We start from the raw sequence: 22,871 nt of genomic DNA, 5'->3' as shown, positions 1-22,871 counted from the left end.
TGGTTTTGCGGGTATTTAACTTTCTATTTTTGAAAATAAGAAAAAAGGAAATTAATGACCTACGCCCACTTCCTCGGCGATATCATCCAAATCCAAAGATACCAGTTTCGCTTTGGTTGGTATGCCCTCTTCGCTCCAGCCTCTCGCCTGATAGTACTCGTCAAGCATATGTTCCAGTTCCTTTGGCTTTACATAGGCACCAGCACTCTTGCCCTTTGGTATGGGCTCATGGAGAATGCGCCATGGCAGGGTATCATCCTTGCGGGTAAATCCTTCGCGGGCATTGAAGGCGCGGGCCACATTGTATATGCGCTCTCCAATAACCATAAGCTCTGCATAGCTCATATCAAAGCCAGTGACTGCATGCACTAACTCTGGAAATCCTTCTAGGAAGTACATATGACGGGAGAACTTGCAGATGCCGAGAGCATCATAAACCTGCATCAAATCTTCGTGAGTTTTAACCTCAAACCCTTTGTTCTCTGCACTTAATCTATCTATTCCGTCAAATTTCCACCACTTGCCCACGAGCTCTGTGCCGTATATTCCAGCAGTTAGGTGGCAAGCGCCCCTGTAAGATACGGCAATAGCGAGGGCCATCCCCTTTATGCCGCGAACATCGTAAGCTGGTAGCTCTTGGCCCTTGACATGTATGGCAAATTTGTAGCTCTCCTTACCCAATTTCTCGCTTGCAACTTTGCTACCATCTGCAAGGAGCTCTCCAAGTTTCCCCTCACGATAAGCCATCTTGCGAAGCGCCTCAGCTGCTGCCTCCACATTTCCAAATTTGAGCTCTAAACCATCAGTATCTTCCTTGGTGAGCAATCCCTTTTCGTATGCTTCCATTGCCCATCCTATTGTTACGCCAGCGGATATTGTATCCAAGCCGTATTCATCGCACAGGAGATTCAGGTATGCCACAGCCTCAGGGTCATCTATTTCCAATTCTCCTCCTAACGAGTAAAGGGTCTCGTATTCTGGCCCGTCTATTTCCTCTCCTGGTCTGTATTTTGTGAGTTTGAACACCTGTGAGCACGGCTTTGTACAATTCGGGCATGGATTTCTTCCGCTTCTAAATTTAGGTACCCAGTAGTATGGGTCTATACCCAGTAACTCTCCTTCTTTTGCCTTATCGTAAAAACTCTGGAAATAACCCCACTGCCAGTTCCTAGTTGGGAATGTTCCACGCTCAAGGTTCATCCAGCGCAGAAATTCTCCGCTTCCATAACCCATATCATCCTTTGTTGCGGGATGATCTTTTATTATCTTGGCCCATTTTGCTATGAGCTTGCGAAGTGCACCCTCATCGTATGCCTTTGGTTTCTTTGTACCCTTTACAACCAGTCCCTTTAGTTTCTTGCTTCCCCAAACAGCTCCTAAGCCGTTTCTGGCTGCCTGTCTCTCTTCGAAATCAATTCCGCTTATCTTGCTTAAATTCTCACCAGCGGGGCCTATTACGGCTGTTTTAACCTTTCCATATTTTTCCTTTAATTTCTTCTGTGCTTCCTTCGTTGTCATTCCCCAGAGTTCTGAGCCGTCATCAATAGAGACCTCATCGTCTTCAATTCTCAAAATAACGGGTTTGTCGCTCTTTCCCTCGATAATGAGAAGGGAATATCCTGCCTTGCTGAGCTCTACACCCATTGGAGCACCAACAACACTCCTGCCAAACCCACCAGTTAGTGGGGATTTTGAAGTCATTGTGGTTTTAGATGCAGTTGGAATTCCGTAGGGGGTCAGCAATCCTGGGGCTATGAAGATTTTATTCTCTTCGCCCAGTGCATCTGCACCCTTGGGTACTTCCTTATAAAGATAATAAGCGGCAATTCCAAGCCCTCCGAGAAACTTTCTTGCGATGCTGGGAGGGATATCCTCCTTTTTTATCTCTCCAGTGCTCAGATTAACCCTCAAAATCTTACCATAACCTTCCATATTATCACCAAAGATGGCATGGAAAAAGGGAATATAAGAGTTCGTTATGCTTACCTATACTTATCGAGTACAGAGTCAAATATTTCCATACCCTTCTTTATGTCTTCCTCGCTTGCTGCGTAAGAGAATCTTATGTGCTCTTTACCCATATCTCCAAATGCCTCGCCGGGTGTGCAAAGCACGCCGTTCTTAACCACACCTTTAACAATGTCCACTGGATTTGCATCCAATTCAATCTTTGGAAATATGTAAAATGCACCCTTTGGTAAATTTGGCTTCACTCCATCCATCTTGCTTAGAAGCTCGTAAATTAAATCTCTGCGTCTTTTGAACTTCTCAACCATCATTTTAGAGTAATAACCGCTCTTATCCAATGCAGTTAGGGCTGCGTATTCAATTGGACTCTGGGGACAAGCAACCGTGTAGTAATGAATTTTTCCAATCTGCTCAACGTACTCTTTAGGTGCGATTATATATCCAAGGCGCCAACCGGTCATTGCGAATTCTTTTGAGAATGAGTTCAAGAATATGAGCTTATCGTATTTGCCCAAGAATGTTCTTGGCTCACCATTATAAGTTATGTTGAAATAAACCTCATCCGAAATTATTATCAAGTCGTTATCCTCTGCTAAATCGATTATCATCTTGATATTCTCATCATTTAAAACTCCCCCAGTGGGATTGTTTGGATAATTCACTATTATTGCCTTAGTTTTTTTGGTAATTCTATCCTGCAAATCCTCCTGCGTTGGCACGAATTCATTCTCCTGCAAAAGGGGATAATTCACAGGCTTGCCACCGGCTATTATCGTGTGGGGTTTGTAAAGCACGAATCCGGGATTGGGATAAAGGACCTCATCTCCTGGATTTATCAAGCTCAGCATGGCAGCTAGCATACCCTCTGTGGCACCAACAGTGACTAGAACATTCTCTGCAGTGATATCTGCATATTTCTCAAACTTTTGAGCTAAAGCTTCCCTAAGTTGTGGAAATCCCTTAGAGGGCCCGTATTTATTGTACCCTTTCTCAACGGCCTCTCTTATGGCATCCATTGCCTCCGGTGGTGGTTGAAAATCTGGTTCTCCAAGGCCGAGGTTTATAACTTCTCCTTGGGCCATATCAAAAATCTTTCTTATGCCTGAGAGTTCAATATTGAGCACTCTGTCTGAGAACATGAGTATAGAGAAGATATGCAGGGAATTAAATATTTCCATAGATAAATAATAGCATGCCAAATTATAGCAAGAGTGAAGTTTATTAATTTGAAGGAGATTGTTGCATGGTGATTCAAATGGTCTTTGAGAATGAAGTTATCAAAGAAATAATTGAAAAGTACAGGAGAATTTGGGCAATTGGCCATGCCCAGAGTGTTCTTGGTTGGGATATGGAGGTAAATATGCCGAAGGAGGGAATAACGGAGAGAAGTGTTGCTCAAGGGGAGCTATCCGTTATGCAGCAGGAGACTCTCCTCGCACCGAAGTTTGTGGAGCTTGTTAATAAAGCGGATGGCTTAGAAGGATTGAATGAGTACGAGAAGGGAGTTGTTAGGGTTTTGAAGAGAGAGATAAGAATAAGCAGCTCTTTCCCACCAGAATTCTTGAGAGAGTTAAGTGAGACAACGAGCAAAGCAACTGCTGCTTGGACAGAAGCGAAGGAAAAGAATGATTATGATAAGTTTGCTCCGTGGTTAGATAAGATAATGGAACTTGCCAAGAAAGGTGCGGATTATCTTGGCTACGAAAAGTATCCTTACGATGCTCTCTTAGATTTGTTTGAAGAGGGCTTGACTACGGATGAAGTAAATGCAATGTTTGAAAAACTTGAGAAGGAATTGAAGCCCGTGCTGGATAGAATACTCGAAGAGGGAAAGGTTCCAAGAGAGCACCCTCTTGAAAAATTGGAATACAAGAGGGAGAATATGGAGAAGGTGAATAAAGAAATTTTGAAGCTCTTTGGATTTCCTCTTGGGAAGCGTTCAAGGATAGATATCTCGCCACATCCCTTCACTACAGAATTTGGAATTAAAGATGTGCGCATAACCACAAGGTATGAAGGTATTGATTTTAGGAGAACAATACTATCCACCGTGCATGAATTCGGCCATGCCCTCTATGAGCTTCAGCAGGACGAGCGCTTTATGTTCTCACCAATTCGCGGCGGGGTTTCTTTGGGAATTCACGAAAGTCAGAGCAGATTTTGGGAAAATATAATTGGGAGAAGCGTGGAGTTTGCAGAGTTGATTTATCCCATATTGCAAGAGAACTTGCCAGAGATAAAGGATTATACGCCCAGGGATATTTACAATTATTTCAACATAGTTAGGCCTGATTTCATAAGAACGGAGGCAGATGTGGTTACCTATAATTTCCATATCTTACTTAGATTCAAGCTTGAAAAGATAATGATCAATGAAGGTATAAAAGCCAAGGATCTACCTGAGCTTTGGAACGATGAGATGGAAAAATTGCTGGGAATAAGACCCAAGAGCTATGCTGATGGTATTTTGCAGGATATACATTGGGCTCATGGCACCATTGGATATTTCCCAACATACTCCATAGGTACATTACTCTCTGCTCAAATTGGTGAGTATATGATGAAGGACATGCCAGATTTTGGAGATAAGGTAAGGAATGCAGAATTTGAGCCCATAAAAGAGTGGCTCAGAGAGAGAGTACACAAATACGGCTCAATTTATCCACCAAAGGAGCTTCTGCAGAGAAGTTTTGGTGAAGGGGTTAATCCAGAGTACTTCATAAGGTATGTGAAAGCAAAATACCTCTGAACCCATATTTTTAAATATATCTTTTTACATTATTTTCGTTGAGGTGCTTAAATGGGATTGCTGGGGTTTATAGGGATACCGATTGTTGAGGATATAGTGGCCTTCTTCATAACTCTCATAGCAATTTTTGGCTTGATAGGAATAAATGATAAACTTCGCAACTCTGGAAAGTTAAGCATAAATGTATCTAGAAAAATTATTCATACCTTTGCAGCTCCAATTTACATATTCTTTTTCCCGTTTTACTCTGGTAGCTGGTACTCACCACTTATAGCTATGATTGTACCACTTATCTTTGCACTTAAGTTTCTTACAGTTGGGTTGGGCATAGCGAAGGATGAAGCTTTTGTAAATACCATGTCTCGCTCAGGAGATCCGAGAGAATTACTGAGGGGCACTTTCTATTACACCTTGGTTATGATTTTTGTAACTCTCTTTTGGTGGACACATCCTCTCGCCTTGGTATCATTTTCCATACTTGCCTTTGGCGATGGGTTTGCAGATATAATAGGCAGGAATTATGGAAAGCATAAAATTAAAGTGCCTGCAGGAAACAAAACATGGGAGGGCTCTTTGGGAGGAATGTTATTGATGGGTTTCCTTCTCACAATGTTAATGGTCCTCTTCTATGGACTTATGGGAGCTACGGTGGTGTCCTCAGGTACTTTGGTTTATAAGTACTCATTATCATCCCTTAAAGACTTTTTCCTGCCTGTGCTAATTCTTGCTGTTATAGCAATGTTCACAGAACTTTACAGCCCCAAGGATGTTGATAATATAATAATTCCTTCGGTGGTAATAATATTTGGGGCTTTGCTCATATTGGCTGGTTTATGGCCTGGAGTACATACGGTATTTCAGGCGTTCTGGCAATTGTGAGGGATAGAATGGGATTGAGTGTAATAAAATTGGGTGGCTCGCTGCTCACAGATAAATCGAAGCCTTACACAATGAGGAAAGAAAAATTTAGAGAAATTGCTAGAGAGTTGAAAGAGAGTATGGATGAGATGATAATAGTTCATGGTGTGGGCTCTTATGGACACCCGCCTGTTAAGGAGTACAAACTTTACAGGGGTTATACAGGAAAGGAGAATCTTTTAAATTTAGCAAAGACGCAGAGCATAGTGTTTGAATTGCGTTTGGAATTTGTTAGAGCTTTACAGGAAGAGGGAATAAATGCCATGATTTTCCTGCCGAGTAGCCAGATAGTTGCAGAAGGAATGAAGATAAAAAAGATTTGTATTGAACCAATAAAGAGATTTTTAGAGATGGGAATGACTCCAGTGTTTGGTGGAGACATTGTGGTTGATACTAAGATGGGTTATTCAGTTTGTTCGGGAGATCTTATTGCAGCACATCTTGCCTCTGAGCTAAATGCTGAGAGATTGATTTTTGCAACAGATGTGGACGGAATTTATACAAAGGACCCGAAAAAAGATAAAAATGCAAAATTGCTGAAAGAAATAAATCTAGAAAATATGGATGAATTGGCTAAATTAACGGGTTCTGCTTTCACTGATGTGACCTCAGGTATGTACGGCAAAATAGAGACCATTAGAAAATACAAGAATGATTTAAAGAATACAGAAATAGTCATTCTTTCTATGTTAAAAGAGGGCAATTTAAAAGCATATATGAGAAATATGAAGGATGCAAAATACACCAAAATAAAAATAAAGTAAGAGGGATTTAGAGATACTTGATCTTGCTTGATGCCCTGAAGACAAACTTCTTCTTCTCAGGGACATTAATAACTTCTTTTGTTCTTGGATTTCTTGCCTTTCTTGCCTTCTGAACACGGCGCTCAAATATTCCAAATCCTACAAGATTTACCTTATTTCCCTTGTTCACCTGGTCAATAACCTCATCAACAAAGGCCCTTATGACCATTCTTGCCTGCTTCTGGCTTACACCAGTTTTCTTTGCTACGGTTTTTGCCAATTCGCTTATTCCTACCATTTTCAGTCACCCCATAAAAGGTATTGTCATTCTTGTATAAATATTTTTTTGTAAGAATTGCTATCAGAGGCAGTGTAGCACGGATTTATAAATTTAATACGATTTAATAAAATTAAAAGAGAGCCTGTAAAGAGCAAAGTTTTTAAACAATGTGTGCGTGGAGATCCCGTGAATCAAAGGAAAAAATATGCACAGAGGATTGCGAGAGAAAGAATAAAAATACTATTCTCCTTAGCTCAAGAGAGGGCATTGGAAGGAGATGAAGAACTTGCTAGAAGATATGTTGAGCATATGGTAAATTTATCAAAGAAATACAATGTTAGAATTCCAAGAGATATGAAGAGAATGTACTGCAAGAAATGTCATACCTTCTTACTTCCTGGTAAAACGGCACAAGTAAGGCTCAAAAAGGGTAAGGTTGTAATAAAATGTCTCAGGTGTGGGGCATATAAAAGGTATGTTTATAGAAAATGATTATTCTGAGATAGTTTCCAACTGGAAAAGAACATTGTAACCCTTTAGAGTTTCATACACTTTGTCTGCAAACCATATGGCATCTTTCACCGTTGCACCATTATCCCACTCGTAGACCATATCGTAGGTACCTGTTATTGGCTTAAATCCTAAGGACTGCAGTCTGCTCATTATCTCGCTTGGGCTCGCTCCTTCACTGTTGAAGGTTATTTTCAGATATGTTTTTATTCCCATAACGGAGGGGAATTGCATAATCAATATTTATTAATTTTCCTCTGCATATGGTAAAATCTAAATGATTGATTAGTATATACTTCACAATGATTTCCTCATTCCCTCTCAAGAACCGGCTGATTTTGTTCATTCTTATGGTTCTATCCACCATAATGATTGGGAGTTTGGGGTATGTACTAATAAAAATTTTCGTTGAACATGAGAGCGTTACATTTACAGATGCAATATATTTTAGCGTTGTTACAATTTCCACTCTGGGATATTATCCATCAGGTGTGAGTTTACATAGCGAGATTGGTAAATGGTTCACAATATTTTATTTGATATTTGGTCTTGGTGTGATTTTCGGAGGTATACAAGCGCTTTTAGGTCCCTGGATAGAGTTAAAAGTTAAGAATGCTGTGCAAGATAAAAAAATGCCTGTGCCCCAAGATGCCCATGTAATAATAGCTGGTTATAACGATGTGGCAGACATTATAATGGATGAATTGGACTTTTTGGACATACCATTTGTTATTGTTGATGAGAATGCTCCAGTAGATAAACCATCTGTAAATGGAAAGCCAACAGAGATGGAGAATTTAATCAAGGCAAATATTGGGAGGGCAAAGGCCCTAGTGGCTATAGGGGATAATGAAATGAATGCAGTTACGGTAATAACTGGGAGAAAATTGAATGACAAACTTAATATAATTGCTCTCTCTCACAAGGATAGCGCCAAGGACATTCTCAAAAAATGCGGTGCAAATGTTGTTGTTTCTAGGGATGAATTAATAGGTTCTGTTCTCTCTCACTGGATAAAAAATGATTTTGTACATAAATTTGCAGGTGAAATTTTCAAGGATATGGTTCTGGAAGAGCAAAAAGTTGATAAGTGCGCAGGCAAGAGCATAATGGAGCTCAATATGCGGGAGAAAAAGGGTTTGATAATAGGGATATACAGGGACGGGCAGTTGCTGGTAAACCCACAACCGGAGATGATACTGAAAAAGGGGGATATTCTTCTAGTGTTTAAAGGGGGTGTCTAATTGCTTATCTGCGGGTATAACTCAATAACTAAACTATTGGGGGGAAAGATAATAGATGAAAATGCGGAGGGTAAGAATAGTATCAAGGGCAATCCTGCAGACCCCCAGATTCTCATAAAAGCTGGAATAAAGAAAGAGGATACCATAATAATCGCTATGGATAGTGATGAAAAGAATATTTATGTTACACTATTAGCTAGAGAATTAAACCCAAAGATAAAGATTGCAGTCGTTGTAAAGAAAAAAGAAAGTGTGAGTAAGGTGTACGGTGCAGGAGCCGATTATGTGGTCCTAGAGAGTGAGATAGTGGGTAAAGAGATTCTAAGGTATTTACTGGCTCCAAAAGTGGCATCTTTTATTGAAAGGGTTATTGTCTCAGAGGAGCTTCAATTGATAGGATTGAAATTACCCAAGGTTTATGTAGGTAAGAAAATCAAGGATACTGACATAAGGAAGAAAATAGGATTAATTATAGCCATAAAAAGAGGAAATGATCTGATAAAAAATCCTGCTCCTGACACGATTTTAAATGAGGGAGATATTCTCATATTCCTTTTGCAGGGAAAAGAGATAAATAAGATAAGGGGAATAATGGGGCAATGGATTTTACAGAAGGGTTAGTGGACACAGCATACAGGGCTTACGAGAAAAAACTTCTAAAGTTAGTTAAAGAAGGAAAAATTCCAAAGCATGTTGGTATAATAATGGATGGTAACAGGAGATTTGCCAGAGAGTTGGATATGAAACCCACTCAGGGACATCGTGAAGGTAAGGACAAGTTGGAAGAAGTTATTGAATGGTGCAGGGAGATAGGAATAAAAATCCTAACAGTTTATGCTTTTTCTACGGAGAATTTTAAGAGGAGTAGAGAGGAAGTTCTGGAGCTTATGAGATTGTTTATTGAGAATTTAAAAAAAGCAGCCGATGATGAAAGAGTCCATAAAAACAAGATAAGAATAAAAGTTATAGGGCAAAGGGAGGTGCTTCCAGAAGAATTAAGGGAAGCGATAGAGTATGCTGAAGAGAGGACGAAAAATTATGATGAATTCTTTTTTAATATAGCCATAGCTTATGGAGGAAGAGAAGAGATAATAAAGGCCATAAAGGAGATCGCTCAAGAGGTCAAAGATGGAAAATTGGAGGTAGAGGATATAACAGAAGAAACTGTTAGAAAGCACCTCTATACAGGAGATTTACCAGATCCAGATCTAATTCTTCGTACCTCCGGTGAGGAGAGAATAAGCAATTTTCTCCTTTGGCAGAGTGCCTATAGTGAGTTCTATTTTGCAGATATATACTGGCCAACATTTCGCAAGATAGATTTTCTTCGTGCAATTCGCTCCTATCAAATGAGACAGAGAAGGTTTGGGAGGTAAGATTATGGATAGGCCCAAGGTTATAATCAACGCTGCAATGAGTGTGGATGGTAAGATAGCACTTGTTGGTGGGAAGAGGATAAAGATAAGCGATGAGGAGGATTTTAAAAGAGTGCATAAGATGCGCGCTAGCGTAGATGCAATTCTTGTTGGTATAAATACTATCTTAAAAGATGACCCTAAATTGACTGTGAAGGAGAAGTATGTGGCAAATGCGAAGAATCCAGTAAGGGTAGTTTTAGATTCAAAATTGAGAATACCTAAAAATGCAAGGGTCTTGAATAGTATCGCAAAAACTATTATAGCGACTACGGAAAATGCAAAGATTAGAGAGTTGAATGCTGAGATAGTAATATGCGGGAAAGATAAGGTTGATTTGAAATGTCTTTTAAACGAGTTGTGGAAAAGAGGAATTAAAAGCGTTATGGTTGAGGGAGGAGGTACGGTTATTTCTTCATTTTTGCGAGAGAATTTGGTAGATGAGTTAAATGTCTTTGTTGGCTCCTTAGTGATTGGAGGTGGTGCCCCATCGCTTGTAGAGGGCATAGGCGCAAAAAATGAGAATGAGGTTATAAGATTGAAATTTTTAGAATGTAAACCGCTTGGCTCAGGGATATTGCTCCGTTACGGTGTGAGAGATGAAGATATTGTGGAATGAGAGGGCAGTGTATCTTGAAGATATATCTGCTGTGATAATCACAGATTTGCATATAGGATATGAGGATGAATTGAGGGAAAGAGGTATCCTTGTTCCTTCTCAATGGAAGAGCATGAGAGATAGGATTGAAGATATAATGGTAAAAACAGAAGCAAATAGGTTGATAATTCTGGGAGATATAAAGCATAGTATATTGAGTACACCTCGTTATGTGAGAGAATTTTTTGAAGACATGCCCTACGAGATAATGGCAGTGAAGGGAAATCATGATGGTGGAATCGAGGAAATGGTAGATTTTAAGGTATATCCTCCACAGGGATTTAGAATAGGGAAGTACGGATTTATTCATGGGCACTCTTGGCTCTCGGAGGATGTGGTTAACGCTGATTTTTTGTTTATGGGACATATGCATCCTGAAATAGAGCTTTTTGATTCATTAAGGAAATCTAACAAAATGGCATGCTTTTTGTATGGTGGTCTCAATGAAAAAGGAATTGAAAAATATGGGAGAGATCTGTCAATCTTGATTTTGCCCGCTTTCAACCCTTTAGTTGGGGCAGCAATAGGCAAGCCCCTCGGTCCATTGTTTACAAATGATCTTGTTACCAGTATGGAAGTTTATCTTCTCAATGGCACATATCTTGGTAAATACAAGATTTATCAATCTCAAGACCAGGATTTATAATCCATAGTTCACCATTTTTTACTTCTTCCCAAGAGTTGTTATCTTTTTCTGTGGAAATTACTATTTTCTCGTTATCTCTCTTTATGAAAATGGTGAAATAATCCTGCAACTCTTTGGCTAGTCGCAAAACATAGAGCATTTCCTTATAATGCATCACAAAGTTTAAAGATTTAAAATCGTAATTTTTTATTATTCTTTTCACTCCTTCTTTCACCCCATATTCTAGCAGAGTGAGAAAAAAACTCTCTGTATCGGTATTCCCAATAGCCATTGGATGCTTTGGAATATTTAAAAATCCATTGTGCATAAACACTCCTTCTCGAATGAATGGATGAACATTTTTTATATCCACATCCGCCCCCTTTTCTCCTCTCTTTCTTGCGTGAAAAAATCCTATTTTTCCATTAGGTATGGTGATATCATTTTCCCAGATTGGTAATGTGGATTTGTAAACATACTCTCCTTTTCTGCTCTTTATCCAGAATCCAAAGCCATCAGGATGTGGAGCTCTCTTTCCATTTTTTGCCTGCTCTAATAGAAATGAAAAATAGGGTTGTAGAGGCATGTCTTCCTTTGATATCACAGCTACAAATCTACACATTAAGGGCCTCCTCTTGCTTTTTAAATAATTCTTTTATTCCCTTTTCTGCAAGATCAAGCAATATATTTAGATTCTCTCTGCTCAGCGGCTCTTTCTCGGATGTGCCCTGTATCTCAATATACTTTCCTTCCTCGTTCATAGCTATATTTATGTCCACATCCGCTTGGGAATCTTCTTCATAGGCTAAATCCAAAAGTGGTTCACCATTAACAATTCCTGCACTTATAGCCGCAACTTTGTATTTTATTGGGTTTTCGCCTAATTTTCCTTCCTTCATCAATCTTCTTATTGCTAAAGAGAGTGCTACAAACCCTGCAGTTATGCTCGCAGTTCTCGTTCCCCCATCGGCTTGGATAACATCACAATCGATCCATATCGTTCTAGGGCCTAATTTTTTCAGGTCCACAGCGGCCCGGAGACATCTACCTATTATTCTCTCAATTTCCTTGCTCCTACCATTTACATGGCCTCTATCGCGGAATATCCTTGTTTCTGAAGAACCGGGAAGCATAGAGTACTCGGCAGTTAACCATCCAGAATTTTGCTCTTTTAGCCAATCTGGAACATTTTCTATAACCTGTGCGGAGCATAGAACTACGGTATCTCCTTGTTTTATTAATGCGGAGCCATAGGGTTTTTTCTGGTAATTTGGAATGATTTCCACATTTCTTATTTCATCGGGTTTTCTATTTCTCATCCCCTCTACATGGAATTTGCGATAAATAATTTTTTGATGGCAAATATTTAAATAAGAGTAAAATCATAAACTCATAATGAAAATGGATAGGGGAATTGGAGAGTCCATAGAGTTTGGCATTCTTCTTTCTATTCTCACGGCAGGAGTTAATGCCTTATGGGGTATATTCTTTCTTCCTTGGGGAATTATTGGTATAATTTTCTCACTCTTGAATATTTTTTCCACACTTCTTATGAACCAGGGAAAGAATGGTTATTTAAAGGAAGATTACGAATACTCTCGAAAAAAATTGAAAATGTCAACAATTTTGAATTTCATCTTTGGATGGATTCTCTTGGGTATTTACACTTACAGATTGTACATATCTGTGGATAATTTGATAATAAGAAGCCATTTAATAAGAGAGGTCGAAGAGCCAGCCCCCATCTATGCCTCACCAAAAATTCCAAGAGGGAAATAAAAAATTATTTAAGAAGGTGGCATGCTGCAAAATGTTCCGGCTCGATTTCCACCATTTCTGGCTCCTTTTTTCTGCAAATATCCATAGCAAATGGGCACCTCGGATGGAATCTGCATCCGGGTGGTATGTCTATGGCATTTGGAATTTCACCCTTTATCTTTACTTTCTTCTTTCTCTTTCTTCTGGCTATGGAAGGTACAGCTTCCATCAGTGCCTTTGTGTATGGATGCTGTGGATTATTTAAAATATCTTTAACTTTCCCTATTTCCACTATTTTACCGAGATACATAACCGCTATTCTATCGCTTATCAATTTTCCAATGTCTATATCGTGGGTGATGAACAGCATGCTCAAATTGTACTCTTTTTTAAAATCGTTTAAAAGTTCTAAAATTGATGCGCGCATAGATGCATCTATCATAGATACTGCTTCATCAGCTACTATAAACTCTGGTTTTAGAATCATGGCCCTGGCTATAACCACCCTCTGCCTTTGTCCTCCACTCAAATGATGTGGGTATCTCTCATAGAACTCCTCTTCTGGTGTCAATCCCACTCTCTTCAACATCTTCAAAGCTCTCTCCTTTGCTTCCTCTTTATCAGCTAATCCATGGATCAATAGGGGATGTGCTATTGCCTCACCGATCTTCATTTTTGGGCTCAAACTCGCATAAGGATCTTGAAATATAATTTGCATTTTTCTTCTTATGGGTCTTAGCTTTTTTTCGGGTATTTTTGTTATGTCCTTCCCATTGAATATTATTTTTCCTCCAGTGGGCTCTATAAGTCTCAATATGGTCCTTCCGGCTGTTGTTTTACCGCATCCACTCTCTCCTATTAGGCTTAGCGTCTCGCCCCTTTTAATTTTGAAGCTTATTCCATCCACAGCACGCACATATCTCTCTGGTGCTTTTTTCAATATTTCTACAAAGCTTCTGCGTACGGGGAAGTATTTTTTCAAATCTTTAACATTTAGTATGTAATCCATTTTAATCACCATAGAGATGACAGGCAACAAAGTGCCCGGGCTCAACTTCTTTCATCACGGGCTCTTTTCCATTACACACACCTTTTAAATTTGAATTTTCCTTGAACACTTGGCATCTCGGATAAAACCTGCATCCCTTTGGAGGATCTCTCAAATCTGGGGGATAACCTGGAATAGAGGTTATTGTTTTATCAACCCAAAGATCAGGAGTGCTCTGGAAAAGTGCTGCTGTATAAGGATGCTTAGGATTTTCGATAATTTGGTCAACTAATCCGAATTCTACAAGTTTTCCAGCATACATTATTCCAATTTTTGAACTTCTTTCGGAGGCCAGGGATATATCGTGAGTGATAAAGAAAACACTGGTACCACTTTTTCTTAGATCTTCTAGCAAGTCCATAATTGAATCTTGGACGATTACATCTAGGGCGGTTGTAGGCTCATCGGCAATTATTAATTTTGAATGAAAAGCCATAGCCATGGAGATAATAATTCTCTGTCTTTGTCCTCCGCTTAATTGGTGGGGGTAGTAATCTAGCCTATCTTCTGGTATATTCACGCTTCTTAACAGCTCCTTAGCTCTTTTTTTAGCTTCTTCCTCATCAACGCCATGCTCAATCATAACTTCCATTATTTGGTCACCTATTTTTCTCAATGGATCCAAGCTCGTCATAGGATCTTGGAAAATCATGCTAATATCCTTTCCTCTAATTTTCCTAAGTTCTTCTATATCCATAGTAATTAGGTTCTTTCCATTAAATATGATTTCGCCTTTAACTATTTTTCCGGGATTTGGAACAAGGTTAACAAGTGCGTGAGCTACCGTTGACTTCCCACTTCCACTCTCTCCTACGAAAGTAACCCAATCACCCCTCTCTATTTTGAACGATACATTCTCAACAGCCCTAACCGTGCCAGCGATAGTGTAATAGTATACACTCAAATTTCTAACATCAAGTACTATGTTGTCCATTTAATCACCTCGTTCCAAGAGAGGTTCTCTCACTAAGAGCCTCTCCTATCAGAGCAAATGCCATAGCGAAGATCATGATCATAAAGCCGGGGAATATTACCAGCCACCAATACCCATCCAAGAAGAATGGTTGGCCCACTTTTAAGTCATATCCCCAGTCTGGTGTTGGAGGTACAACAGATAAGCCCAAGAAACTCAAACCCGCCTCAGTTAAAATTGTATCTGCTACACTTAGAGAGAATACCACGAGGATTGTAGGTACAAGATTTGGGAGTATGTATTTAAACATAATATCTTTGTTTTTAGCCCCCACTGCTCTAGCACCTTCCACAAATAATTGTTCTCTAAAACTTAAAGTTTGACCGCGTACCATTCTGAAATATGTTGGTACATAAACAAAAGATATAGCCACTGCGGTATTCATTGGACTAGGTCCCAAGGCAACGGAAATCACAATGGCTAAGATTATTGCTGGAAAAGCATAAATGCTATCCATAATGATGCTAAGGGTTCTATCCATTTTACCTCGATAATATCCAGATATGAGCCCAAGGGGTATTCCAACACTCATTGATAACAGTGTTGCTATGGCAACAACATAGAGCATAATTCTTCCACCCCAAAGTATGCGGGAGAACATATCTTGACCTATTCTATTTGTGCCCATGGGGTGTTTCCAACTTGGGGGTGCAAAGGTATCGTTTGTAGATTCCGTGGGATTATAGGGAGAAATCCAGGGAGCAAATATGGCCAGTATGATGACAATCAGCACTATAGTTAGTCCGGTTATTAGCATCCATCTGCCGGGAACTTTCTTGAAGAGAGATTTTATTATTGGATTAAATATTTTATCTGCTAGTTCCATTTTTATCACCTCAATACTTCACCCTTGGGTCCAAGAGTGCATACACTATGTCTACAATCAAGCTTATTACACCTATGAATATGGCTATGAATATCACGGTGCCTTGGATGGAAGTGTAATCTCTGTAACTAATTCTGTCTAAAAGGAATGTGCCCATACCGGGCCAGCTAAATGTTGTCTCCGTCAAAACTGCGCCACCTAACAATATTGCAAATTGCAGTCCCATAAGGGTGATTACAGGTATGAAAGCATTCTTTAGTGCATACCACATTACCTTTCTATTTTTTACACCTCTTGCAAAGTAAGAGCGTATGAAGTCCATGCTCAGAACCTCTACCATATTATTTCTTACAAGCCTTGTATATGCTCCGCTTAACACAATTCCTAAAGTTAATGCTGGTAATATTAGGTGTTTTATGGAACTTACTAGTGCGGGCCAGTTGCCTGTTAGAATACTATCAAGTACATAGAGCCCTGTTATCGTGTGAATGTTCATACCCGGAGCAATCCTGCCCGAGGTTGGAAGCCAGTGAAGGTATACGCCAAAGAAGTATTGGAGCATCATTCCAAACCAAGGTATGAAAAGAGTATAAACCAATATACTATAGAATCTCATTGCTGTGTCAATTTTTGTGCCCTTTTTCCATGCTCCTATTGCACCAGTAACCAGTCCTATGAGAACGCTGAACGCAAATCCCCAGATGGTTAGCTCCAGAGTGGCGGGAAATCTTTGGGCTATAAAATCCATAACTGGTTTGCCGCTTGGTGATGCTAGTGTAACTCCAAAATTACCAACAAATACTTTCCCTAGGTAATCAAAGTATTGATACCACAATGGTTTATCCAGTCCTGCAAGATGCCTTAAATGTTGCAGCTCTGCTGGAGGTATATTTTTAGCACCTACTACAGCCATTATCGGGTCTCCAGGCAAAATCCTAAGGAAAAAGAACACAACGGTATATAGGATGATTATCATTGGAATTATTAAAAGCGCTCTAATCACAATGTATCTTCCAATACCTCTAGAGGCCATATAGAATCACCTTATTGAATGTGTAAGAAATAAAAATAAAAAAAGTTTTGGGAAATCATTTGAAGTATAGATAGTTATAGTGGAAAATCATATCTGGACCAATGATTATTCCACCGATATCTTTCTGTGCTACCACATATAGCTTGCCTTGTATTATTGGTATATAGGGCACATCCTGTGCAAGGAGCTCTTGTGCCTGTATGTATAATTTTTCTCTCTGTGTCTTGTTAGTCAGTTGTTGTGCCTCTGAGAGTATTTGGTTCATCTGACTGCTGTTGTATCCAGTTCCAGCCCATCCATTTGCATTATCCACGGAGGACAAGAATGGGGTGGTGTAATCATCTGGATCAAGGTAATCTGGATACCATCCGAACATGTATACTTCCATTGATCCAGTTCTTGCATATTGTAGATATGTTTGCCATTCAGCACTCTTTATGTTTACTTCAATCATACCGGTAGCTTCCCACTGCTGCTTAAGAAGCTGGGCCAAATCTGCCTCAGTATCTCCATAATGAGAAGGTGTGTACCAAAGATCAATCTTCAATTTGTTTGTTGTGCTATAACCAGCCTCTTGGAGTAATTGCTTGGCTGCATTTAGATTTGGAGAAGCACCGTATTTCTCCTTGAACACATCCTTGTGGGACCACATTCCAATGGGTATCAATGTGTATAAAGGCTCCACAGTTCCTTGGAACACTCTCTCTGCAATCTGTTGTCTATCCACAGCATATGCCAATGCCTGTCTAACACGCACATCCTTAGTTGGACCTTTCACGGTGTTCATACAAATGTATCTAATGTAAGAGCTTGGTATCTCAACAACATTGTACTTGCCCTCTTCCTTAAGGCTCTTTATATCTGTGGGCCTAAGAGTTCTCCAAGCGATATTGATCTCTCCATTTTCCAAGGCGAGTCTCATTGTAGTTGCATCTTTGTAGAATTTGATAATTATCTTCTTTATCTTTGGTTGAGGCCCGTAGTAATATGGATTTGCTTGCAGGTCAAGCTCTTGATCTCTTACCCACTTGGTTATGTAGTACGGTCCAGCGCCTCCAGCAGTTTGATCGCTCTGTATGTGGTTTGGATCGTATGCTCTACTTACCGGGAAATATGGTGGGTCTGTCAGAAGAGCTAGGAAGTAAGCTGTTGGGTGCTTTAAAGTGAATACAACGGTGAAATCATCGGGAGCAGTAACCTTTTTGACAAATGAGGTAACTAGCCATGCAGGGTCACCGTTTATTCTCATAACCCTCTCAATACTCCAAACAACATCCTGTGCTTTCAGGACTGTTCCATTTGGATACTTTACATCATGCCTGAGATGGAATGTCCACACACTTGCGTTAGAATTTACATCCCAACTTGCAGCTATTGCCGGTTCTATATCTGTGGTTCCTGGTTTGTATGTCACCAAACCATTCATTATATTGTTCAAAACTTCCCAAGTATAGAAGTCGTAAGCATTTGCTGGGTCTATGTCAGAAACTTTATCTGTTACACCAATTACCAATTGCTCTTTTTGAACTGGTTTGGGCTGTGAAGAGGGCTGTGTGCCAAAGTACACTGCAACTCCAGCTATTATTAAAATCACTACAATAACTATGGCTATAATCCATCCTGTTGTCTTATTCATTGCCATTCACCCAAGGTGATTATAGGTAAAAAGAATATTTAAAATTTTGCATATTTATTAAAGCCCCTATTTTTGGTTCTTCTTTGAAATTCTGTAGTAGAATAAATAGAAAGTTTTATATAGAAGTATAGCATGGGGAAATTAGAAATCAACTAAAAGTTGATAACTGGAGGTGATAAAATGATGTTCGGAGACAGGGTATTCAAGGAAATGTACGACATAATGACCGAGATGGAGAGGGAACTTAACGCCATACGCAAAGAGTACACTCAGGATTACAAGATGCCAGTGATGGACATGTACGAAACCGAGGATGAGTTAGTGGTTATCATGGAATTGCCCGGAGTTAAGAAAGAGGACATAGTACTCAATGTGACGCCATCAACATTGGAAGTGACAGCAGAACTGAAAGAGGAGAAAGAAGATAATAGAAAGTATCACAAGAAAGAGAGGATCATACGCAAGTACTACAGAAGCATCACATTGCCAACAAAGGTCTCCGTGGACAATGTGGATGCAAAGTATGAAAATGGAATGCTCATAGTTCGCTTCAAGAAGGAAGCGGGCGAGAAGAAGAGAGTTGAAATTCATTAAATTTTCAACCTTTTTTGGAGGTGATAGAAATGAAAAAAAATAAAAATGAAGGAATAGTGGTGAAAGTAGCGGAAGCACGCTCAAGAGATGTGGGGCGTGGAATTGCAAGGATAGACCCTGTTATATTTGAAAAGATGGGCTTGATGCCCGGAGATACAATATTAATTGAGGGTAAGAAGAAAACAGCTGCAATGGTTATGCGAGGATATCCTGAGGATGAGGGAAGTGGGCTTATAAGAATTGATGGATACACCCGCAGAAATGCTGGTGTTGGAATAGATGATAAAGTCACGATAAAGAAAGTATCTGCTACACCCGCAACTCAAGTTACATTCGCTCCAACTCAGCCTCTTCGCCTTATGGGTGGAGAGGAATACCTCAAGAATCTGCTTGAGGGGAGGGTGATTACCAGGGGTGATGTCATCACGCTCAATGTTATGGGTAATACGATTGATCTCATAGCAACAGTTGTTAAGCCCGTTAAAGATGTGGTATTGATAACCTCCTCCACCGAGATAAAAATAAGTGAGAAGCCTGCAAAGGAATCTCAAGGTATTTCGATGGTTACCTACGAGGATATTGGTGGTCTCAAGGAGGAAATAAAGAAGATTCGCGAGATGGTAGAGTTACCGTTAAGGCATCCAGAGCTATTTGAGAGATTAGGCATTGAACCACCAAAGGGCGTGTTGCTTTATGGACCTCCAGGGACAGGTAAGACCCTGCTTGCTAAGGCTGTTGCAAATGAAGCAAACGCCCATTTCATATACCTCAGTGGACCAGAGATAATGAGTAAATTCTATGGCCAGAGCGAGGAGAATTTAAGGGAGATATTCAAAGAGGCACAGGATAATGCTCCTAGCATAATATTCATAGACGAAATTGATTCCATAGCTCCGAAGAGAGACGAGGTTAGCGGTGAGGTAGAGCGTAGAGTTGTGGCACAATTATTGGCTTTAATGGATGGCTTAGAATCCCGCGGTAAGGTTGTCGTTATAGGTGCAACCAACAGGCCAAATGCATTGGACCCTGCGTTGCGCAGACCTGGAAGATTTGATAGGGAAATTGAAATAGGCATACCTGGAAAGAATGCGAGGAAGGAGATACTTGAGATACATACTCGCGGAGTTCCTCTTGCTGAGAATGTTGATTTGGAAAAACTTGCGGATATGACCCATGGCTATGTGGGGGCAGATTTGGCTGCACTGGTTAAAGAGGCTGCAATGCGCGCATTGAGAAGGGTCATACCTGAAATTGACCTTGAAATGGAGAAAATACCGGTGGAAATACTGGAGAAATTGCAGGTAACTTGGGAGGACTTTATGGACGCATATAGGGAAATGCAGCCCAGCACGATGAGGGAGGTGCTTATAGAAAAGCCGAATATCCATTGGGACGATATAGGAGGTTTGGAGCAGGTAAAGCAAGAGTTGCGCGAGGTTGTAGAATGGCCCATGAAGTATCGTAAGTTATTTGCTCATATGAAGGTCAAGATTCCTAAGGGCATACTACTTTATGGACCTCCAGGCACAGGTAAGACCCTGCTTGCCAAGGCAGTGGCTACTGAGAGTGAGGCGAACTTCATAAGTGTTAAAGGTCCAGAGTTCCTGAGCAAGTGGGTTGGGGAGAGTGAGAAGGCCGTGCGCGAGGTATTCCGTAAGGCAAGACAGGCAGCACCGGCGGTTATATTCATAGATGAGATAGATGCCATTGCACCAATGCGAGGAAGAGATATAGGCTCCCATGTCACAGAGCGTGTGGTATCTCAAATATTGACCGAGATGGATGGTCTGGAAGAATTGCACAATGTTACGGTTATAGCAGCCACAAATCGTCCGGATATACTTGATCCAGCTTTACTTAGGCCCGGGAGGTTCGATCGCATAGTGTATGTACCTATTCCAGATAAGGATGCGAGAAAGGAAATCTTCAAGATACATCTCCGTGGCAGGCCATTGGCAGAGGATGTGGACATAGATAAGCTTGCTGAGAAAACAGAAGGATATACGGGCGCAGATATAGAGGCTGTATGCAATGAAGCAACGATACTTGCACTGAGAGAGTTCATACAGAGCGGTAAGAATCCCGATGAACCAAAGGATGCAAAGATTGAAATGAAGCACTTTGAGGAAGCCCTGAAGAAAGTAAAACCACTTTCAAAAGAAGAAAGAGAAATGTACGAGAGAATGGTGGATCGCTTTAGAAAGAGGGAATGAGTTATTCGTTCCCTCTTTTTCCCAAATTTTAGGAGTTGATTATTTTTTTGTACTCTTTTTAGGAATGGTAATAAAGTTTAGGGATTGTTTGCACTTTTTAAATTTTTCAATTAGTCGAGGTTTTCTTTTTCCCTTATGCCTCCTTTTATTATGTGGTACAGAGTAAGGGCAGCGGTGATTGTCCACAGAATGAACAACATTATGTATATGGCTATGTCAAAATATATCAATGTGGTGTAATTTTTTTGTTGTGCGTAATAGTATGTCCCTATTATATAAGCGCCCAGAGGGAAAGTGAAGGCCCACCACACTGTTTTATAGGGCATTGAAATTCTTTTTGCGTAATATATGGTGGTTGCCACTGAAAGTATGAACCACCAGATACCGTAGCCCCAGAAAAGAGATGCAAAAAATAACGCGATGTATTTAAATTCCACAATGACGGGTGGTGATAAAAGGGCTGATAAAGCAGCACCGATGGGCCCAAGATTTATCCAGAATAGAGGCATTTGAGATGATTTAAGGGGTTCTGATAGAATGTATCTATGAAGCCAGATTGTTTGAAAACCTATGTAAAGAAAGAAAGCAGTGCCAAAGGTAAAATCAAATGTGATATTCAGGGTTTCAAGGCCTATGTCTCTCATATAAGGTATTGCTGCTCTTCCAGCACCCCATATAAGAAACAACCCAGTAGTCATTATGAACATGGATGGATTTATATCTTCCAATTTTATCCTTCTGTTTAGGAATACGAAGAACATATACACGAAGGCATTAATCATAACTTCAATAGTACCGGCGATCCAGAATGCAAGTCCCACGGAAGGGATTTTCTCTACCACGAAAAAATTTGTAGATAGTGCGAGCATGCCTACTCCGAATGTGACATAGAAGTTGGATCTTATCGGATGCAGAAAATCTGCGAGAGCATTTTTTGGGTAGAAAATCCACCTTGCTGTCCAAGGCACGAGAATTACGAAAAACATGAGGAAGTTTAGTACAGTTATGAAATGAGCTAGTGTGAGCATAATGGGATTTCCAAAAGATAATAGATATGTTGAAGTGGCAAATACACCAGTGCCCATAACGGTTGCAAACCATGATGGCGAAAAGTTTTTTATATGCTCGCTGAAACTACTCACGCATTCTGTATTATAATCGGTGTTATAAATTTTCGTTTTTTAAGTGGATATTTCACTCTTTTTGAAAATTTTAAATATTACTCCTTTATCTTTAATATGGGCCAAGAGCCAGAGGGCGGCCACGGGAAGAGGATACCTGCGGCCCTAAATTTCAAAGGGAAGGGCATGGAAAGGGAAACCGCAGGTGTCCCTTCCTGAGGAAAGTCCCCCCTCCTTCGGGCAGCCGGCCTCGCGCAAGCGGTGGTCCTGAGAGGGACGGCAACGGAGCAGAAACGACACAGCCCGCGGAGCAGGATGATTCCCTGCGGATGACATTTCCGTGGGAGCTGTTGAAACGGCCGACCCCGGCGGAGCAAGCCCAAATCGTGCCTATGAGTTGCCCGACGAGGCGCAGGTAGGGTGCTTAGTCGGATGCCGCCACGAGGGGGCACCAAGGTTCCCCCTTCTAACCCCTTCCTTTGAGGGAAGAGGGTAGAGGGAGAAACCGTAGGTGTCTCCTCAGAACAGAAGGGGGCTTACTCCTGGCACTTGGCCCAAT

24 protein-coding genes and 1 other RNA gene are annotated in these 22,871 nt (G+C 40.4%); 13 read left to right on the top strand and 12 right to left on the bottom strand.

Annotated features, from left to right (window positions below; translation table 11 throughout):
* Window positions 1-51: 51 nt before the first annotated feature.
* Window positions 52-1,932 carry an aldehyde ferredoxin oxidoreductase family protein gene (locus tag ABOO_RS02155; RefSeq protein ID WP_008082735.1) on the bottom strand — a complete coding sequence of 627 codons (1,881 nt, stop codon included), beginning with the start codon at window positions 1,930-1,932 and terminating at the stop codon, window positions 52-54.
* Between the two features lie 50 nt (window positions 1,933-1,982).
* Window positions 1,983-3,107, bottom strand: a complete 1,125-nt coding sequence (locus ABOO_RS02150; RefSeq protein WP_012997133.1) for a pyridoxal phosphate-dependent aminotransferase — start codon at window positions 3,105-3,107, stop codon at window positions 1,983-1,985.
* Between the two features lie 104 nt (window positions 3,108-3,211).
* Between ABOO_RS02150 and ABOO_RS02145 the strand changes: the two genes are divergently transcribed.
* Genes ABOO_RS02145 through ABOO_RS02135 form a run of 3 tightly spaced genes read left to right on the top strand, consistent with a single transcriptional unit; the run spans window position 3,212 to window position 6,399 of the window.
* Window positions 3,212-4,717 (top strand): carboxypeptidase M32, encoded by a 1,506-nt coding sequence (locus tag ABOO_RS02145; RefSeq protein ID WP_008082426.1) that lies wholly within the window; start codon window positions 3,212-3,214, stop codon window positions 4,715-4,717.
* 51 nt (window positions 4,718-4,768) lie between these two features.
* A complete protein-coding gene (locus tag ABOO_RS02140) occupies window positions 4,769-5,596 on the top strand; it encodes a diacylglycerol/polyprenol kinase family protein (RefSeq protein WP_008082386.1) in 828 nt (275 codons plus the stop codon).
* The gene (locus ABOO_RS02135) at window positions 5,551-6,399 is read left to right on the top strand and encodes an isopentenyl phosphate kinase (RefSeq protein WP_008081980.1); all 849 of its coding nucleotides are present in this window, start codon (window positions 5,551-5,553) and stop codon (window positions 6,397-6,399) included. The genes ABOO_RS02140 and ABOO_RS02135 overlap by 46 nt, the downstream gene beginning before the upstream one ends.
* Window positions 6,400-6,406: 7 nt before the next feature.
* Here ABOO_RS02135 and ABOO_RS02130 read toward each other — a convergent pair whose 3' ends face one another.
* On the bottom strand, window positions 6,407-6,676 hold the full coding sequence (locus tag ABOO_RS02130) for an HU family DNA-binding protein (RefSeq protein ID WP_008082219.1): 270 nt from the start codon (window positions 6,674-6,676) through the stop codon (window positions 6,407-6,409).
* Between the two features lie 168 nt (window positions 6,677-6,844).
* On the opposite strand from ABOO_RS02130, the gene ABOO_RS02125 reads away from it, so the two are divergent.
* Entirely contained in the window at window positions 6,845-7,150 is a 306-nt protein-coding gene (locus ABOO_RS02125; RefSeq protein WP_008082087.1) for a ribonuclease P protein component 4, read from the top strand.
* Here the strand turns inward: ABOO_RS02125 and ABOO_RS02120 are convergent, their stop codons facing one another.
* A complete protein-coding gene (locus ABOO_RS02120; RefSeq protein WP_012997131.1) occupies window positions 7,151-7,384 on the bottom strand; it encodes a hypothetical protein in 234 nt (77 codons plus the stop codon).
* An 86-nt stretch (window positions 7,385-7,470) separates the two neighbouring features.
* On the opposite strand from ABOO_RS02120, the gene ABOO_RS02115 reads away from it, so the two are divergent.
* The 5 genes from ABOO_RS02115 to ABOO_RS02095 are packed head-to-tail and all read left to right on the top strand — an operon-like array spanning window position 7,471 to window position 11,131.
* On the top strand, window positions 7,471-8,412 hold the full coding sequence (locus tag ABOO_RS02115) for a potassium channel family protein (protein ID WP_012997130.1): 942 nt from the start codon (window positions 7,471-7,473) through the stop codon (window positions 8,410-8,412).
* On the top strand, window positions 8,413-9,033 hold the full coding sequence (locus tag ABOO_RS02110) for a potassium channel family protein (RefSeq protein WP_012997129.1): 621 nt from the start codon (window positions 8,413-8,415) through the stop codon (window positions 9,031-9,033).
* The gene (gene uppS / locus ABOO_RS02105) at window positions 9,012-9,788 is read left to right on the top strand and encodes a polyprenyl diphosphate synthase (protein ID WP_008082510.1); all 777 of its coding nucleotides are present in this window, start codon (window positions 9,012-9,014) and stop codon (window positions 9,786-9,788) included. The genes ABOO_RS02110 and uppS overlap by 22 nt, the downstream gene beginning before the upstream one ends.
* Window positions 9,789-9,792: 4 nt before the next feature.
* Window positions 9,793-10,446, top strand: coding sequence for a 2,5-diamino-6-(ribosylamino)-4(3H)-pyrimidinone 5'-phosphate reductase (locus tag ABOO_RS02100; RefSeq protein WP_008081993.1), 654 nt, complete (start codon window positions 9,793-9,795; stop codon window positions 10,444-10,446).
* Window positions 10,427-11,131: a metallophosphoesterase gene (locus ABOO_RS02095; protein ID WP_012997128.1), complete on the top strand. Its 705-nt coding sequence runs from the start codon at window positions 10,427-10,429 to the stop codon at window positions 11,129-11,131. Before ABOO_RS02100 ends, ABOO_RS02095 begins: the two co-directional genes overlap by 20 nt.
* Here the strand turns inward: ABOO_RS02095 and ABOO_RS02090 are convergent.
* Both ABOO_RS02090 and rph read right to left on the bottom strand, forming a co-directional pair.
* Complete coding sequence (locus ABOO_RS02090; protein WP_008081931.1) at window positions 11,073-11,732, bottom strand: class II glutamine amidotransferase; 660 nt, start codon at window positions 11,730-11,732, stop codon at window positions 11,073-11,075. The two genes, ABOO_RS02095 and ABOO_RS02090, sit on opposite strands and share 59 nt — an antisense overlap.
* Entirely contained in the window at window positions 11,725-12,429 is a 705-nt protein-coding gene (rph, locus tag ABOO_RS02085) for a ribonuclease PH (RefSeq protein ID WP_008082698.1), read from the bottom strand. Before rph ends, ABOO_RS02090 begins: the two co-directional genes overlap by 8 nt.
* 76 nt (window positions 12,430-12,505) lie before the next feature.
* On the opposite strand from rph, the gene ABOO_RS02080 reads away from it, so the two are divergent.
* Window positions 12,506-12,889, top strand: a complete 384-nt coding sequence (locus tag ABOO_RS02080) for a hypothetical protein (RefSeq protein WP_008082209.1) — start codon at window positions 12,506-12,508, stop codon at window positions 12,887-12,889.
* A gap of 4 nt (window positions 12,890-12,893) precedes the next feature.
* Here the strand turns inward: ABOO_RS02080 and ABOO_RS02075 are convergent, their stop codons facing one another.
* From ABOO_RS02075 to ABOO_RS02055, 5 genes are read right to left on the bottom strand one after another with little or no spacing between them, the layout of a single operon-like run.
* Window positions 12,894-13,877, bottom strand: a complete 984-nt coding sequence (locus ABOO_RS02075; RefSeq protein WP_008082480.1) for an ABC transporter ATP-binding protein — start codon at window positions 13,875-13,877, stop codon at window positions 12,894-12,896.
* A 1-nt stretch (window position 13,878) separates the two neighbouring features.
* Window positions 13,879-14,850, bottom strand: a complete 972-nt coding sequence (locus ABOO_RS02070) for an ABC transporter ATP-binding protein (RefSeq protein ID WP_008082151.1) — start codon at window positions 14,848-14,850, stop codon at window positions 13,879-13,881.
* Between the two features lie 4 nt (window positions 14,851-14,854).
* Window positions 14,855-15,715 (bottom strand): ABC transporter permease, encoded by an 861-nt coding sequence (locus ABOO_RS02065; protein WP_008082413.1) that lies wholly within the window; start codon window positions 15,713-15,715, stop codon window positions 14,855-14,857.
* 10 nt (window positions 15,716-15,725) lie between these two features.
* Entirely contained in the window at window positions 15,726-16,748 is a 1,023-nt protein-coding gene (locus ABOO_RS02060; protein ID WP_008082312.1) for an ABC transporter permease, read from the bottom strand.
* 55 nt (window positions 16,749-16,803) lie between these two features.
* Window positions 16,804-18,384, bottom strand: coding sequence for an ABC transporter substrate-binding protein (locus tag ABOO_RS02055; RefSeq protein ID WP_008082632.1), 1,581 nt, complete (start codon window positions 18,382-18,384; stop codon window positions 16,804-16,806).
* Between the two features lie 180 nt (window positions 18,385-18,564).
* Between ABOO_RS02055 and ABOO_RS02050 the strand changes: the two genes are divergently transcribed.
* The gene (locus ABOO_RS02050) at window positions 18,565-18,978 is read left to right on the top strand and encodes an Hsp20/alpha crystallin family protein (protein WP_008082420.1); all 414 of its coding nucleotides are present in this window, start codon (window positions 18,565-18,567) and stop codon (window positions 18,976-18,978) included.
* Window positions 18,979-19,007: 29 nt separating this feature from the next.
* Window positions 19,008-21,191, top strand: coding sequence for a CDC48 family AAA ATPase (locus ABOO_RS02045; protein WP_008082696.1), 2,184 nt, complete (start codon window positions 19,008-19,010; stop codon window positions 21,189-21,191).
* 110 nt (window positions 21,192-21,301) lie between these two features.
* Here the strand turns inward: ABOO_RS02045 and ABOO_RS02040 are convergent, their stop codons facing one another.
* Window positions 21,302-22,333, bottom strand: a complete 1,032-nt coding sequence (locus ABOO_RS02040) for a TDT family transporter (RefSeq protein ID WP_012997125.1) — start codon at window positions 22,331-22,333, stop codon at window positions 21,302-21,304.
* A 159-nt stretch (window positions 22,334-22,492) separates the two neighbouring features.
* On the opposite strand from ABOO_RS02040, the gene rnpB reads away from it, so the two are divergent.
* An RNA gene (gene rnpB, locus ABOO_RS07860) (RNase P RNA component) lies at window positions 22,493-22,863 on the top strand.
* Window positions 22,864-22,871: the final 8 nt, after the last annotated feature.

Origin of the sequence: Aciduliprofundum boonei T469 (assembly GCF_000025665.1) — an archaeon.
GTDB lineage: Archaea > Thermoplasmatota > Thermoplasmata > Thermoplasmatales > Aciduliprofundaceae > Aciduliprofundum > Aciduliprofundum boonei.
The sequence above is the reverse complement of the archived record's forward strand: the minus strand, read 5'-3'. Positions and strand labels throughout refer to the sequence as shown.